This window comes from Alcanivorax sp. HI0007 (assembly GCF_001635525.1).
Classification (GTDB): domain Bacteria; phylum Pseudomonadota; class Gammaproteobacteria; order Pseudomonadales; family Alcanivoracaceae; genus Alcanivorax.
On sequence record NZ_LWEJ01000171.1, the window covers coordinates 47866 to 63413 of the forward strand.

The 15548-nt window shown below is 59.4% G+C and carries 18 protein-coding genes; 12 read left to right on the forward strand and 6 right to left on the reverse strand.

Annotated elements, in window-relative coordinates; all coding sequences use genetic code 11:
• Position 1: 1 nt before the first annotated feature.
• From murA to A3714_RS09545, 3 genes are all read right to left on the reverse strand, one after another.
• The gene (gene murA / locus A3714_RS09535) at positions 2 to 1264 is read right to left on the reverse strand and encodes a UDP-N-acetylglucosamine 1-carboxyvinyltransferase (RefSeq protein WP_062816690.1); all 1263 of its coding nucleotides are present in this window, start codon (positions 1262 to 1264) and stop codon (positions 2 to 4) included.
• Between the two features lie 40 nt (positions 1265 to 1304).
• Positions 1305 to 1559, reverse strand: coding sequence for a BolA family protein (locus A3714_RS09540; protein WP_062816689.1), 255 nt, complete (start codon positions 1557 to 1559; stop codon positions 1305 to 1307).
• Positions 1560 to 1684: 125 nt separating this feature from the next.
• Complete coding sequence (locus A3714_RS09545) at positions 1685 to 2329, reverse strand: phospholipid-binding protein MlaC (RefSeq protein WP_062816688.1); 645 nt, start codon at positions 2327 to 2329, stop codon at positions 1685 to 1687.
• Positions 2330 to 2512: 183 nt separating this feature from the next.
• Here A3714_RS09545 and A3714_RS09550 point away from each other — a divergent pair, with 183 nt between their 5' ends.
• The 11 genes from A3714_RS09550 to mgtE all read left to right on the forward strand — a co-directional run bounded on the left by A3714_RS09550 (position 2513) and on the right by mgtE (position 11065).
• Positions 2513 to 3481, forward strand: coding sequence for a KpsF/GutQ family sugar-phosphate isomerase (locus A3714_RS09550; protein ID WP_063509284.1), 969 nt, complete (start codon positions 2513 to 2515; stop codon positions 3479 to 3481).
• On the forward strand, positions 3482 to 3985 hold the full coding sequence (locus tag A3714_RS09555) for an HAD family hydrolase (protein ID WP_063509285.1): 504 nt from the start codon (positions 3482 to 3484) through the stop codon (positions 3983 to 3985).
• Entirely contained in the window at positions 3982 to 4539 is a 558-nt protein-coding gene (gene lptC / locus A3714_RS09560) for an LPS export ABC transporter periplasmic protein LptC (protein WP_062816685.1), read from the forward strand. The genes A3714_RS09555 and lptC overlap by 4 nt, the downstream gene beginning before the upstream one ends.
• A complete protein-coding gene (gene lptA, locus A3714_RS09565; RefSeq protein WP_063509286.1) occupies positions 4514 to 5080 on the forward strand; it encodes a lipopolysaccharide transport periplasmic protein LptA in 567 nt (188 codons plus the stop codon). The genes lptC and lptA overlap by 26 nt, the downstream gene beginning before the upstream one ends.
• Positions 5077 to 5802, forward strand: coding sequence for an LPS export ABC transporter ATP-binding protein (gene lptB, locus A3714_RS09570; protein WP_062816683.1), 726 nt, complete (start codon positions 5077 to 5079; stop codon positions 5800 to 5802). The genes lptA and lptB overlap by 4 nt, the downstream gene beginning before the upstream one ends.
• A 263-nt stretch (positions 5803 to 6065) precedes the next feature.
• The gene (locus A3714_RS09575) at positions 6066 to 7532 is read left to right on the forward strand and encodes an RNA polymerase factor sigma-54 (RefSeq protein WP_063509287.1); all 1467 of its coding nucleotides are present in this window, start codon (positions 6066 to 6068) and stop codon (positions 7530 to 7532) included.
• A 38-nt stretch (positions 7533 to 7570) separates the two neighbouring features.
• A complete protein-coding gene (hpf, locus tag A3714_RS09580; RefSeq protein ID WP_062816681.1) occupies positions 7571 to 7870 on the forward strand; it encodes a ribosome hibernation-promoting factor, HPF/YfiA family in 300 nt (99 codons plus the stop codon).
• Positions 7871 to 7886: 16 nt separating this feature from the next.
• Entirely contained in the window at positions 7887 to 8360 is a 474-nt protein-coding gene (gene ptsN / locus A3714_RS09585) for a PTS IIA-like nitrogen regulatory protein PtsN (protein WP_062816680.1), read from the forward strand.
• A 103-nt stretch (positions 8361 to 8463) separates the two neighbouring features.
• Positions 8464 to 9315, forward strand: coding sequence for an RNase adapter RapZ (rapZ, locus tag A3714_RS09590; protein WP_063509288.1), 852 nt, complete (start codon positions 8464 to 8466; stop codon positions 9313 to 9315).
• 15 nt (positions 9316 to 9330) lie between these two features.
• Entirely contained in the window at positions 9331 to 9600 is a 270-nt protein-coding gene (locus A3714_RS09595; RefSeq protein WP_062816678.1) for an HPr family phosphocarrier protein, read from the forward strand.
• 100 nt (positions 9601 to 9700) lie between these two features.
• Positions 9701 to 11065, forward strand: coding sequence for a magnesium transporter (gene mgtE, locus A3714_RS09600; protein ID WP_062816677.1), 1365 nt, complete (start codon positions 9701 to 9703; stop codon positions 11063 to 11065).
• Between the two features lie 64 nt (positions 11066 to 11129).
• Here mgtE and A3714_RS09605 read toward each other — a convergent pair whose 3' ends face one another.
• Positions 11130 to 11885 carry a BPSS1780 family membrane protein gene (locus tag A3714_RS09605; protein WP_062816676.1) on the reverse strand — a complete coding sequence of 252 codons (756 nt, stop codon included), beginning with the start codon at positions 11883 to 11885 and terminating at the stop codon, positions 11130 to 11132.
• A gap of 53 nt (positions 11886 to 11938) precedes the next feature.
• Complete coding sequence (gene pmbA / locus A3714_RS09610) at positions 11939 to 13294, reverse strand: metalloprotease PmbA (RefSeq protein ID WP_062816675.1); 1356 nt, start codon at positions 13292 to 13294, stop codon at positions 11939 to 11941.
• A gap of 36 nt (positions 13295 to 13330) precedes the next feature.
• Between pmbA and yjgA the strand changes: the two genes are divergently transcribed.
• The gene (gene yjgA, locus A3714_RS09615) at positions 13331 to 13870 is read left to right on the forward strand and encodes a ribosome biogenesis factor YjgA (RefSeq protein WP_063509289.1); all 540 of its coding nucleotides are present in this window, start codon (positions 13331 to 13333) and stop codon (positions 13868 to 13870) included.
• Positions 13871 to 14046: 176 nt separating this feature from the next.
• Here yjgA and A3714_RS09620 read toward each other — a convergent pair whose 3' ends face one another.
• Positions 14047 to 15525 carry a C13 family peptidase gene (locus A3714_RS09620; protein WP_231865988.1) on the reverse strand — a complete coding sequence of 493 codons (1479 nt, stop codon included), beginning with the start codon at positions 15523 to 15525 and terminating at the stop codon, positions 14047 to 14049.
• Positions 15526 to 15548 lie beyond the last annotated feature (23 nt).

The window sequence follows — 15548 nt, forward strand, 5'->3', positions numbered from 1 at the left end:
ATCAGCGCGGAACGCGGCGAATCACCGCACCCAGCGATTGCAGTTTCTCTTCGATGCACTCGTAACCGCGATCAATATGATAGATGCGGTCTACCGTGGTTTCCCCTTCCGCCGCCAGGGCCGCGATCACCAGGGAGGCAGACGCTCGCAGGTCGGTGGCCATCACCGGCGCGCCGGTGAGCTGATCCACACCGCGACAAATAGCGGTATTGCCCTGCACTTCGATATCCGCGCCCATGCGGTTCATTTCCTGCACGTGCATAAAGCGGTTTTCAAAGACGGTTTCCACAATGGTGCCTGTCCCTTCGGCAATCAGGTTCAGGGCCATGAACTGGGCCTGCATGTCCGTGGGCATGGCCGGATACGGGGCGGTTCGCAGTGAGATCGCCTTGGGCCGACGGCCTTCCATGTCCAGCTCGATCCAGTCGTCACCGGTGGTGATTTTAGCACCGGCTTCTTCCAGTTTCTGTAGCACTGCATCGAGGATACCCGGCACCGTGTCCTTGGTCTTGATACGGCCACCGGTAATGGCAGCGGCAATCAGGTAAGTCCCGGTTTCGATACGGTCGGCGATGACTTCATGATGACCGCCGTGGAGACGCTCCACCCCTTCAATGGTGATGGTGTCGGTGCCGGCACCGCGCACCTTGCCACCCATGGTGTTGATGAAATCGGCCAGATCCACCACTTCCGGTTCCCGGGCGGCATTTTCCAGGTAGGTAGTCCCTTCCGCTAGCGCAGCGGCCATCATCAGGTTTTCGGTGCCGGTCACGGTAACCGTATCCATGACGATGCGGGCGCCCTTGAGGCGACCCTCCACGGAGGCATGGACATAGCCGTTCGCCACTTCGATGTCAGCGCCCATGGCTTCCAGGCCACGCAGGTGAATGTCCACTGGCCGCGAACCAATGGCACAGCCACCCGGCAGCGATACGGACGCCTTGCCAAAATGAGCCACCATGGGCCCCAGTACCAGGATGGAGGCACGCATGGTCTTCACCAGCTCGTAGGGCGCGGTGAGTTCCTTGATGGTAGTGGCGTTCACTTCCACGTTCATGCGGTCGTCGATCACCACGTGGACGCCCATGCGGCCCAGCAGCTCGATCAGGGTGGTGACATCCTGCAGGTGCGGCAGATTTCCCACGGTGACCGGCTCGTCGGCCAGCAGGGTGGCGGCCAGGATCGGCAGGGCCGCGTTCTTGGCGCCGGAAATACGGATTTCGCCGTCAAGGCGCCGGCCACCGGTGATGATCAATTTATCCATGAACTGTCTCTAGACTTGTCAGAGGGCCAGGCGCAATGCCTCAGCCGATACCCATCTTCTGGGCTTTTTCCCACTCGGCCGGGGTATAGGTAATGATTTGCACCGCGTGGATGGTGTTGCTCTGGATCTGCTCGTTGATGGTGGCGTAGACCAGTTGTTGCTTCTTCACCGGCATCAGGCCTTCAAAGGCCGTGGAAATGACGCGAATCTGGAACCGGTCGCCGCCGCCTTCCACCGCCACATCGGCATCGTCAAAACCGGCTTCGACCAGTGCTTTTACCTCTTCCGGATTCATGCTCGCTCCTCATCGGGGCCGACAGCGGCCCGAACAGCGAGGAGCGGGATTAACCCGCTCCTCGGTGAAAACGGCAATAATACGCGAGCCGACGCCCCCTTGCCACGGCGGCACCGCCGGAAGAATCAGCTCTTCGGGTCGCTGTCCTTGATACCCGCATCAATCTTGGCGTCTGCAGACCAGTTGTCGATCACCTTGTCGATGTCGTTGTACTGTTGCATGCCCTGGGCGAACTGGCTCTGGAAGGTATCGCGCAGATCCAGACCGTTCACGTAAACATTGATTACCCGCCACTGGCCATCACGCAGGAACAGGGTGTAGTAGATCGGTACCGTCTTGCCGGAGTTGGTCTTCACCTCCATGCGTACCCGGGCATAATCGCCTTTGCGATCCCCTTCCTGCATGGGCAGCGTAGTAATCTTCTGGCCTTCATAGAGGGTAATACCGGAGGCATAGGTATTGATCAGGCTATTCTTGAACACGTCCAGAAACCGGTACTTCTGTTCCTTGCTGGACGGCCCGAAGTAATCGCCCATCACCATTCGGGTGATACGCTTGAAGTCCACCAGATCGCCAAGCTCCTCGCGCACCAGCTCCTTGGCCCGGTCCGGATCAGCCTCCAGTTGCTCCCGCTCCGCCTCGATACGGGAGGTCATACGCTCCACCGCTTCCATCACCACCTGCCGCGGATCGCTGTCCGCCGCCGCCAAAGAGGCCATGGCGGTAAACACCATTGCCAACCAGATCCGGATAACACGCTGCAAATGCATAGAAAACTCCCTGTTAATGTCCGGCGGTTTTACGGTTTTATACCGCTGATGTCCAGTAACACACTGAACCGCATCTGCTTTGTTGGAGTCACAAGATGTCCCAACGGTTCCAAATGAAACAGAATTCGGGTCAACGAGGCGTCCCCAGCAATGTATAATCGACCCCGACCAGAGGAGAGATGAATGAGTCACGACCACATCGGCGTGGGTCGACGGGTACTGGACATCGAGGCCAGAGCCGTTGATTGCCTGAAAGACAGCCTGGATGACAGCTTCTCCGCCGCCTGCGACCTGATGCTGGCCGCCCGCGGACGGGTCATCGTCACCGGCATGGGGAAAAGTGGCCACGTGGGCAGCAAACTGGCCGCCACCCTGGCCAGCACCGGCACACCTTCTTTCTTTGTGCATCCGGGGGAAGCGTCCCACGGCGACCTGGGCATGATCACCCCGGACGATGTGGTGCTGGCCCTGTCCAACTCCGGAGAAACCGCCGAAGTACTGGCCATCCTCCCGGTCATCAAACGCAAGGGCACCGCCCTGATTGGCATGACCGGCCGGCCACAATCTGCCCTGGCGCAGCTCTCCGATGTGCACCTGACCGTGGCGGTCAGCGAAGAAGCCTGCCCGCACAATCTGGCCCCCACCTCCTCTACCACAGCGGCCCTTGCCATGGGCGATGCCCTGGCCATTGCCCTGCTGGAAGCCCGCGGCTTTACGCCCGAAGATTTCGCCATGAGCCACCCCGGCGGCAGCCTGGGCCGGCGCCTGCTATTGAAGGTGGATGACATCATGCACGCCGGGGAACAACTGCCGGTGGTTGCCAGTGGGACCTCGCTCAGCGAAGCGCTACTGGAAATGACCCGCAAGGGTCTGGGCATGACAGCCATCACCCGGGACGACGGCACCCTGGCAGGCATCTTCACTGATGGCGATCTGCGCCGCATGCTGGACCGCGACATCGACATCCGCAAGGCCACCATCGACGAGGTGATGGTGGCCCAGCCAATCACCATTGAACCTGGCCACCTGGCCGCGGAGGCCCTGCAGATCATGGAAAGCCGCAAGATCAACGGCCTGATGGTCTGCGACCAGGACCACAAGCCACTGGGTGCCTTCAATATGCAGGACCTGCTGCGCGCGGGGGTGGTGTAAATGCCAATGCAACTGTCTTCCATTGATGCCCAGAAACTGCGCCTGATGGCCTTCGACGTGGACGGAGTGATGACCGACGGACGCATCTACTTCAGCCCGGACGGCGAGACCCTCAAAGTCTTTAACACCCTGGACGGCCACGGCTTGAAGAAACTGGCCGCCAGCGGCGTGACCCTGGCCATCATCACAGGCCGCAACACCCCCATGGTGGCCAAACGCGCCGCCGACCTGGGCATTAACCATGTGATTCAGGGCCGCGAGGACAAGGGTGTCGCCCTGGCCGACCTGGCGAACCAGCTGGGTATTGCCGCCAGCGAAACCGGCTATGCCGGCGATGACGAACCGGACGTGAGCGCCCTGGAATGGGCCCAGCTCAGCTTTGCCCCGGCCAATGCCCATGACTGCGCCAAGGCGGCCGCCAACCACATTACCGAACGGCGTGGCGGCGAGGGCGCGGTGCGGGAAATTTGCGACGCCATCCTGGCACAGCGGAGCCCGGCATGAAGCGCCAGGGCCTGCTCAGCGCCACCGGTGTCCTGATGCTGGGACTGGTGATGCTGATGACGCTCCACGAGTGGGATGACACTCTCCCCGGGCAGGAGGATGGCATCCTCACGGCACCAGCCATTGTTGCCAAAGACATTACGGCGCGGGCTTTTAGTGAAGAGGACGGCCGTCTCCAGTACTATCTGACCGCCAAAACCCTGACACAGTACGACCATAATCCACTCACGGAGATGCAGGAACCGGAGCTGGAAATGGCCAACGACAAGGGCAGCTGGACCATCGTTAGCGAGCAGGGCGTCGTCAAGGAAAATGGCGACCTGATCGTATTTTCCGGCGACGTGAAAGCCCGGAACCAGCAACAGAAGATTACCCTGGATACCCAGGAGCTGCGCTTTTACAGCGACACCAACATCGCCAGCTCTCCCGACAATGTGGACCTGGAATTTGAATCCGGCACCACCCGCGCGGGAGCGCTGGAGGCCGATCTCGACAAGGGCATCCTGACCCTTGAAAAAGGAGTAAAGAGTGAGTTTGACGCACCGGCTTCTTAGAACCATCGCCCTTGCCGCTGCCCTGCCGGTGACGGCGTTGGCGGCGCCTGGGCAAATGCCCGTGTCTGTCACCGCTGATTCCGGGCGCTTTGAGCAGGACGCTGGCAGCGGCCTGTATCGCGGCAATGTGGAGCTGATACAGGGCAAGCGCAAACTGTTTGCCGATGAAATGCGCCTGTTTACCCGTAATGGCGAACTGACTCGCGTGGAGGCCTCAGGCACCCCGGTACGCATGCAAGAAGGCAAGGACCTGCAGGCCCACGCCAACAACCTGGTCTACGACATCCGCAAACGCACCCTGGTGCTCACCGGTGATGCCTACATTGAACATCTTGGCAACACTTTCGAGGGCGCCCGGGTGGAATACAGCCTGGACTCCAAGCGAGTCGACGCCAGCAGTGAAGGCGACAAGCGAGTGAGACTGGTGATCCCCGCCGAGAACCAGACACCTGGCACCGAACAAGCCCCACCGGCAGACGACAATGCAAACGGCGAGGCGCCTGTGGCGCCCTCCCCCGAGGCGGAGCCAAACACCCCATGAGCCATTTACGCGCCCATCACCTGGCAAAAAGCTACAAGGGCCGCCGGGTCATCGAAGATGTGTCCCTGGACGTGGAAGCCGGCCAGATCGTCGGCCTGCTTGGGCCCAACGGCGCCGGCAAGACCACCTGCTTCTACATGATCGTAGGCCTGGTGGAAGCCGATGCCGGGCGCATCGACATCAACGACGCGGACATCACCCATCTGCCCATGCATGGTCGCGCCCAGCGCGGCATCGGCTACCTGCCCCAGGAAGCCAGCATCTTCCGCCGCCTGACCGTGGAAGAGAACATCATGGCGATCCTGGAAACCCGCAAGGATCTCAGCAAGGCGGAACGTCACGAGCGCATGGAAAGCCTGCTCAAGGAATTCCATATCACCCACATTCGCGATTCCCTGGGCATGAGCCTGTCCGGCGGCGAACGGCGCCGGGCGGAAATTGCCCGCGGCCTGGCCACGGACCCGGATTTCATTCTGCTGGATGAGCCTTTCGCCGGCGTGGACCCGATTTCCGTGAACGACATCAAGGGCATCATTCGCCACCTGAAAGAGCGCGGTATTGGTGTACTGATCACTGACCACAACGTGCGTGAAACGCTGGATATCTGCGATACCGCCTACATCGTCAGCGCCGGCCATATCATCGCCTCCGGCGATGCAGACACCATTCTGGGCAACCAACAGGTGCGGGATGTGTACTTGGGTGCCGACTTTAGACTGTAAACAAATTGACAGTTGATAGAGGACAGTTGACAGCTGTCGCGGGAAATCCTGTCTTCATCTGCAATGTATGAGGCCGCGTTTAAAGCTTGGGCGCGGCCTCAAATGGTTTTCTGAACCAAGAGCCTTTATCGCGTAGCTGTCAACTGTCCACTATCAACTGTCAACTCCGCTCCATAGCACAGAACCACCATTGGCACAAATATTGCTTGCCTCATAGATAGGCTGTTATTCTCGGGTTTTGGGGACCAATCAGCCTGAGCAGTATGAAGCCAAGCCTACAACTACAAATCGGCCAGCAGCTGACCATGACACCGCAGCTGCAGCAGGCCATTCGCCTTTTGCAGCTGTCCACGCTGGACCTGCGCCAAGAAATTCAGCAGGCAGTAGAAAGCAATCCGTTGCTGGAGCTGGCTGACGATTTTGGCGACGAATCCCTGCCTGACACTGACGAAGAGCGTCAGGACGAGCAGGAGCTGGATACCGAACGGGAAGATGCCCTGGAAGAGTTCGTGGACGACGAACCGGGCATTGAAACGGAATGGGACGATGTCTATTCCGGCCAGACCAGCAGCGCCTCCACCGCCCTTCCCGACGATGCCGACGACTGGCAGCAACGCCATAGTGTGGCCGGCAACCTGCAGGACCACCTGCTCTGGCAACTGAACCTGACTCCCATGAGCGATGTGGACCGCATTATCGCCATGACCATCATCGAATCCCTGGACGATCGCGGCTACCTGACCGTGTCCGTGGACGACATCGTGGCGATGATGAATGCTCAGGAGGACCTGCTCACCGAAGGCGATGAACTGGAAGCCGATGAGGTACTGGCGGTGCAGCATCGCCTGCAGCAATTTGATCCGGTGGGCGTGGCCAGTCTCGATCTGGCCGACTGCCTGCGCGTGCAGCTGCGCCAACTGCCCTCGGACACACCCTTCCTGGAGTATGCCCTGGCCCTGCTGGGGCATCTGGAGCTACTGGAAAAACACGACTATGCCGCCCTGCGGCGGGTCCTGCAGATCAGCGAGGAAAATCTGCTTGATGCCCTCTCCCTGCTGCGCACTCTGGATCCTGCCCCCGGTGAGCAGATCGGGGAAAGCCAGGTGGATTACGCGGTCCCGGACGTGATCGTGCGCCAGCACCAGGGCCACTGGCAGGTGAGCCTGAACGAGGAGGTGCTGCCCAAGGTCAACCTGCAGCAGCAGTACGCCGCCATGGCCCGCAAAGCCGGGGGAGAGGATGGTCAGTACCTGCGCAACTGCGTGCAGGAGGCCAAGTGGTTCATCAAGAGCCTGCAAAGCCGCCACGACACCCTGTTGAAGGTGGCCACCCGTATTGTTGAAGTCCAGCAAGACTTCTTCGATTATGGGGAGGAGGCCATGAAACCCCTGGTTCTGGCCGACATTGCCGATGCCGTCGAGATGCACGAATCGACCATTAGTCGGGTCACCAACCAGAAATACATGATGACACCCCGCGGCGTCTTTGAGCTGAAATATTTCTTCTCAAGTCACGTGGGAACAGACGGCGGCGGTGAGTGTTCCTCCACCGCTATTCGTGCCATTATTAAGAAGCTGGTCGCTGCCGAGAATCCCCGCAAGCCGCTCAGCGACAACAAGCTGGCAAGCTTGCTGAATGAGCAGGGAATCAACGTGGCGCGCCGGACAGTCGCCAAGTACAGAGAGGCGATGAGAATACCGTCATCCAGCGCCCGCAAGCGTTTGGTGTAGGCGCCGGGACGGCCCAAGAGCAGGTAAAGGAGCCAGACATGCAAATTAATATCAGCGGTCATCACCTGGAAATTACCGACGCTTTGCGAGCCTATGTGGGAGACAAGTTTTCCCGTCTTGAACGGCATTTCGACCAGATTACCAGTGTCCAGGTGATTCTTTCCCCGGAACCCAAGACCCACAAGGCGGAATCCACTATCCATATCTCCGGGGCTGACGTCTTCGCCACCGCTGAGGCAGTGGACATGTACGCTGCCATCGACAAGCTGACGGACAAGCTCGACCGCCAGATTCTCAAACACAAGGAAAAGGCCGTCAGCCACAAGCACGGCCACTGACCCCAAAGCGACAATTATGCGAGTTCGCGAACTACTCACCGAAGCACGCACCCATAATCAGGTGCAGGCCAGCAGCAAGAAACAGCTGCTGGACCAGGTTGCGCAGCTGGCTGCGGCCGGCTGCGACAGCCTCAACGAACAGGAGGTCTTCGACGCCCTGGTAGCCCGGGAAAAGCTGGGCTCCACGGGCATCGGCGAAGGCATCGCCATTCCTCACTGTCGTCTCGGTCACTGCCAGCAACCCATCGGGCTGCTGCTGAAACTGTCCACTCCCATCGATTTTGATGCCGTTGACGGTCGCCCCGTGGATCTTGTGTTTGTGTTGCTTGTTCCCCAGGAAAACCCGGAACAGCACCTGAAAACCCTCAGCCACCTGGCCTCCCTGTTCAACGACGACGACTACCGTGCCGAGCTGCGACTCAGCAAGGACAATCACCACCTGTATCACACTGCCGTGGAATCCGAAGCGGAGCTGCGACTGGCATCATGACATTACCCATCAAGCTTTCGGGCATTATGCGTCAGAGCCACCGCCCCTCCTCTGCTGACCGTGGATGCCTGCGTGTGGTGTATGGCAGAGGCGCGGTGCAGCCATGAAACTCACCATCATCAGCGGCCGCTCCGGCTCGGGAAAGACCACGGCCCTGCAGGCCATGGAAGACCAGAACTACTATTGCGTCGACAACCTGCCGGTGGGCATGTTGCCCACTCTTGCAGAGCAGCTGAGCCAGGGAGAGCTGCCCATTGAGCGGGCGGCGGTAGGCATTGATGCCCGCAACCTGCCTACCCAGTTGCTGGCTTTTGACGCCATTCTGGATGCGTTGCATCAGCAACAGGTCAAGACCGAAATCATTTATCTGGATGCGGACGACAGCACTCTGCTGAAACGCTTCAGTGCCACCCGCCGCCGGCATCCTCTCGGCGCGCAACAGGGTTCACTGGAATCCGCCATCCAGCATGAACGGGAGCTCTTGGCCAACATCCGCTTGCGTGCCGATCTGGTGATCGACAGCAGCAATTACGACGTACACAGCCTTCGCAATCTGGTGCGTGAGCGGGTCGCCAATCGCAGCGCCGCCCTCTCCCTTCAGCTTGAGTCCTTCGGATTCAAAAATGGCCTGCCCAATGATGCCGACCTGGTGTTTGATGTACGGGTACTGCCTAACCCCCACTGGCGCGCAGATCTTCGCCCCTTTACCGGGCGCGATGAAGCCATCATCGATTTCCTCAAGGAACACCAGGCCAGCCACGACATGCTGGAGGATATCCACCACTTCGTGAGACGTTGGCTGCCGGCTTTCGCCGAGAGCGACCGCAGCTATGTGACGGTGGCCATTGGCTGTACCGGCGGTCGCCATCGCTCGGTATTTATCACCGAGCAACTGGCAAAACGGCTGCGTGATGAGGGCACCACCCTGCAGGTACGCCACCGCGAACTGGATTAAGGCCTCTGCCGCGCAATGATCGAAACAAAACTGGATATCATCAACAAACTCGGGCTTCATGCCCGCGCCGCCGCCAAGGTGGTCAGTGTGGCATCGCGATACGAGAGCCGCATCCACGTTATTCATAACGGTAAACCCATCGATGCCAAAAGCATCATGGGCCTTTTGATGCTGGGCGCCGCCAAAGGCAGCAGCGTGGTTTTCCAGGTGGAAGGCAATGATGAAGCCGCCGCCATGGACGAACTCACCGACCTGTTCGCCCGCCGCTTTGATGAAGAAGAGTAAAAGGCAATGAATTATTAATAATGAATAATTAATAGCGCAGGATTTGGGGTACCATCCAGAGAGTTATTCATTATTCACTATTAACTATTCATTATATTCCATGCCCGCCGATACCAGCCGTAGTCAACAGCACCACAAAGTCATCAACCGCGCCTTGTCCAGCGGCACCTATACGCAGGTGCGACAGCTGTTCAACAATCTCCCCGGTGCGGAAGCGGCGCATTTGCTGGAATCCTTTCCGCCCCGGGAACGGGAGATTCTCTGGCAACTGCTCAGCAAGGACCAGGAAAGCGAGGTTCTCCAGTATCTTGGCGAGGAAGTGCGGGTTGAGCTACTGCGCAACCTGAGCACTGATGAGCTAGTCTCTCTGGTGGAAGAGCTGGACACCGATGACCTTGCCGACTTGCTGCAGGAGCTGCCTGAGCATGTGACCAGCCAGGTCATGGCCAGCCTGGACGAGCAGAATCGCGACCGGCTGGAACAGGTGATGAGCTACCCGGAGGATACCGCCGGGGGCCTGATGAACACGGATGTGATCACCATCCGCCCGGAAATCACCTTCGAAGTGGTGCAACGCTACCTGCGCCGCCGGGGGGAAATCCCTCGTACCACCGATAACCTGGCGGTGGTCAATCGCCGTAATCAGTTTATCGGGTTGTTACCACTGACCAAGGTTCTAATCAGCGATCCCGGCACCACCGTGCGCGAGGCCATGATCACTGATACCGAATCCATTCCCGCCAACTTGCCTGCTCACGAAGTGGCCAAGATCTTTGAACGCCAGGATCTGGTAACCGCCCCGGTGGTGGACGAAGACGGCATGCTGGTCGGACGGATTACCATTGATGACGTGGTAGACGTAATCATCGAGGAAGCGGACCACTCACTGATGAGCATGGCCGGTCTGGATGAGGACGAGGACACCTTTGGCTCCGTTTGGCAAACGGCGCGGCGTCGGGCTGTCTGGCTGGGCATCAATCTGCTTACCGCCCTGGCCGCCTCCGCCGTGATCGGTCTGTTTGAAGCCACCCTGGAAAAAGTGGTGGCGCTGGCCATCCTGATGCCCATTGTTGCCAGCATGGGCGGTATCGCTGGCAGTCAGACCCTGACCCTGGTGATCCGGGCCATGGCACTGGGACAGATCCAGTCCAGTAATACCCGCTATCTGCTGGTCAAGGAATTGTCTGTTGGCGCACTGAACGGCCTGCTTTGGGCCACGGTGATCGGCATTACGGCAGCACTGTGGTTTGACGACCCCAGTATCGGCATGGTCATCGCTGCCGCCATGATCATCAACCTGATCATGGCCGCCTGTGCCGGCGCCATGTTGCCGATGATCATGAAGAAGATGGGTATCGATCCGGCTCTGGCCGGCTCCGTAGTGCTTACCACCATCACCGATATCGTGGGCTTCTTTGCCTTCCTGGGCCTGGCCACCGTGCTTTATGCCCATCTGCTGGTCTGAGATTTTCACTCACAAAAAAAGGCGCCAATGATTGGCGCCTTTTTTTAAGCCTTTCCGGCGGACATTACTCCACAAAAATCTGCCGGAAGGACACGTAGTAGGCGCCGGCCAGAATCGGCATGACGAACAGCCAACCCAGCAGTAACGGCAAGGCCGCCACCAGCACGATCACCATGGTTACCAACAGGTACACAATCAAGGGAATCACATTGCGGGTGAAACCGGCAATGCTCAGCTTCATGGCTTCCCCCACGCCCTTGTTACCCAGGAAGATCAATGGCACGGTGAAGTAGAACAGGTAGATAAAGCCAAACATGGCCACCAGACCCAACAGGCCGATCACTACCATCGCCCCGGTACTGGCACCGCCGCTGACCCCCATGGCATAGCCCAGACCACCAAAGACAACCCCAAGCAGCAGCATCACGCCCAGCTGGGCCAGAGCCATCAGAATGAGGGGTGCCGTGCGCTCTGAGAAAGCGGCAAACAGATCCGCAAAATCCGACTTGCCCTCGGTTTCCATGCGATGGAAAATTTTCACGATGCCGGCATAGAGCAGGGGCGTTGCCAGGACTTGCGCGATCATGCCGAGCAGCGGAATGATCTGGAACGCAGAGGTGATCAGCACGGTGACCACCAGCGCCCCCAGAACCACACCCCAGTGCCCCGGCAGCATCTTGTGACCACTACCGATCCAGCCCAGGGCATCCCCCACACTGATACTACGTGGCTCTGACAAAATGGTCAGCGCTTGAGCGGGTGGATTGTTGTCGTCAATCAACTCGGCCTTGGGCTGTTGATACGGATTGATTTCACTCACGGTTTACTCCTTTACCGAAAAAAATTTTCATCCATTGAAAATGCCTGGATACGCTATCGCCCGGCGATCTTGATGGGCGACAGCAATAGCGAGCCGCTGGCAATGTTACCCCGATAATCCACATCGGTGCCGCTACCCTGAATACCCCTGAGCATCTCCCCCAGATGCCCCGCAATGGTAAACTCTTGCAAGGCACCTTGTATGACGCCGTTCTCAAACCAGAAACCACTAGCACCACGGGAATAGTCACCGGTCACCAGATTCACCCCCTGCCCCATGACTTCTGTGACCAGAATCCCCCTGGGTACTCGAGCCATCAAGGCCGCCAGTGATTCGCCGGTATCCGTGATCGACAGGTTGCGCACCCCGCCCCCATTGCCGGTGGGGTCCATCTGCAAACGGCGACCGGCATACAGACCCAACGCATACTGTCGCAGCACGCCATCCTCCACAAAAGACTGGGCCCGGGTGGGCAACCCATCCCCATCGAACGGCGCGGAAGCATTTCCGGCAGCCAGATGAGGATTCTCTGTAAGCGAGAACCCCTTGGGGAGCACGCTGCTGCCGATGCTGTCCTGCAGAAAGGAACTACGACGATAAAGGGCGCCGCCGCTGATCGCCGACACCAGGTGTCCCAACAGGCCGGAGGCCACCTCCGGCGCAAAGATCACCGGTAATTCACCGGTTTCGGGAATACTGGCCCCCAGCCTGGCCAATGTCCGCTCCCGGGCTTTCTCGCCAATCTCCTCGGCAGCGGCCAGTCGCTCGCCAATACGCCCGCCGTCATACCAGTAATCGCGCTGCATGCCGTTTTCATCTTCCGCCACCACACTACAGACCCGGCTGTGGTGGGTGCCACGGTAGCCATGCAAGAAACCTTCAGAGGTCGCGAAGACCCGCAGACTGGCGCCACTGTTGATGGACGCCCCTTCGGAATTGACGATGCGGGCATCATTGCGAGCCACGGTTTCACAGCGCAATGCCTCGTCAATGGCCGCCTGGGTATCCATTGCCCAGGGATGATACAGATCCAGATCCGGCACCTCCCGGGCCAGCATGGAAGCCGGCGCCAGGCCCGCATAACGATCTTCCTCGGTGTAGCGGGCAATCGAGGCCGCCGCCTGGATGGTATCGCGCAGGCTATCCCGATTGTCATCGGAACTACTGGCATGCCCCTTGCGCTGGCCACGAAACACGGTCACCGAGACCCCCCGGTCGCGGTGGAATTCCACGGTTTCCACCTCGCCCTGGCGCACATTCACCGAATACCCCTGGGACAGGCTCACATTCACTTCCACGCCATCGGCGCCCTGCCGTTTCGCCTCTTCCAGCACCCAGGCGGCCGTGTCTTCCGCCTGGCGTAATTGGGCAATATCCAGTACTGCTGTCGTTGCGGGGGAATCAGACATAAAATAGCGGTTCCGTAACCAGAATCAGAAAATGTAATGACCGAGTATAACGACGACCTGCTGACCAGCAAGACACAACAAAAACGCGATGACAGTGCTTTGCAGGAGCTGGGACTCTCGTTGATGGACATGAAGCCGGCGGAGCGAGAGCGGCTGCCCCTGGGCGATGAACTGAAAAAGGCCCTGGACGAAGCCGGCCGTATCAATCACCACGAGGCCCGCCGTCGCCATGCCCAGTACATCGGTCGCCTGATGCGCGAATCCAACAGCGAGCAGATCATCCAGGCCCTGGAAGCGTTTCATGATCCGTTCCGCCAGCAGCGGCTGACCAACTGGGTGGAGCAGATCATGGCCTGCGATCAGCCCAGGGACGCTGAAAGCACCCTGCAGCAAGTCCTGGACTTCTTCCCTCACGGTGAGCGCCAGCAGCTGCGAAACCTGAGCCGTAATGCGCTCAAGGCCCGCGTGGCCGACCCGGCCACAGCGTCTGCCGCAGAAAAAGACAAGTTCAAACGCGAGCGGCGCAAGCTGATGAGCTATTTGAACCAGCTGGACAAAACCGCGCCTCTGTATTGAGAGACGCTTATGCCTACACACCAAGCCAACCAGCTGGCGTAGGGTGCACTGAGCCTAAGGCGAACTGCACCAATGCAAGTTGGGCCGAGAAACAATGCAAGGCCGCTGCAGTTCGCCCTAGGCTCAGTGCACCCTACCCTCATACTACGCTTCAGGTTTTCACTATTAACTGTTAACTATTCACTGTTAACTGCTTTATTGCCCTGCCACCAGCGAACGAACGCCTCTCCCACCGCCTGTTGCGGCATGGAGTGCTCCTCACCATCAATGCCCTGCTCTTCCTCCATCCCGGTCACCTTAACGCTGGTCGCGGCAAACCAGGCGGCGGGGTCGTCGATGCCCGCCGCCATGTCTTCACCGTATAGCGCCTTGCTGAACCAGGTACGATCAGAATCATCCCCGCAACCAAAAGATGTGCGATCCGATGCGGCGGAGGCGAATATCACCCGCCGGGGGGAAGCCAGGGCGTCCACCCATTGGCCGGAATAACAGGCCGACACCACCAGCCACTGGTGCCTGGCCTTGAGGGCATTGAGCCACTGTTTTCCATCCGCCACGCTGAGATCATTGAGCGTGAGATTATGGTCATCCAGCAACAGGGCGCCCTCCCGGGAACCGTGACTGACCAGATGCACCATGAGCAGGTCTTCGTTTGGATCCATTAACGCATCCAGGGCTTCCAGGGCTTCACGCACACTGGTTCGGGTCGCCAGGGGCAGGTCGTCGCTGCCACCGTTGACAAGCTTCACATGGCGACGTTTCAGATCGAACACGGATCCCAGCCGCTCTGCCACCCAATCCACCTCGCGGGCAAACACACCTTCCGTGCCATCGCCCCCCACCACAAGCAAGTACACATCACGTACGCCGGGACGCTGTGGGGCAAGGGATGACAACACCGACTGCAAGCGGCTGGACTCGGTATATAAACGCGCTTCAATTTGCGCCGCCTGGGCGTGGCGGTTCTTCTGATAGGCCTCCTCGCTGGCATAGTAACGGCCACGCACGAAATAGCCTTTTTCCACCTGCGCTTGCGCATCACCCTCCGCCGGACGGGTGCGCGTACCGTTGCCGTGGGCATAACCGTTTTCAAACTCGCCACGGATCACCACGCCGTCCGGACGGGTCAGCGTGCCCTGGCCATGGAAGGAAAAATAACGGAACTGCCCTTCATATTGGTAGCCTTCCTCATCCCGGTAACGGCCTTCCACCAGTTCACCATTCTCGAAACGGCCTTCGTAGTGTTGTCCCGCCTCGGTGACCCAGAGCCCCTGGCCATGGGGAGCAAGATCACGAAACTCCCCCTGATATGAGCCCCCTTCGGTATAGCTGACGGAGCCCTCCACCAGCTCCCCCTGTTCGAACCGGCCCTGCCAGGTGGCCTCGTCACAGGTAAATTGCCCCTGCCCGTGCAGAACGCCGTCGACGAACTGACCTTCCTGAACACAGCCCCGCCGGTCCACCAGCTTGCCGTGTCCATGGAGCCGTCCTTCACGGAAAGCGCCCTCGTAGTAGCGGCCATCCGGCCAGGTCAGCGTCCCTTCTCCATGGAAGAGGTCATCCCGTGTCTCACCGTCATACACGGCCCCGTCCGGCAAACGCACCTCCGCCGGCCACTGCACCGGATCACAGCCCGCCAGCGCGACAAGAACCATTACCAGGCAACATACTTTCATCG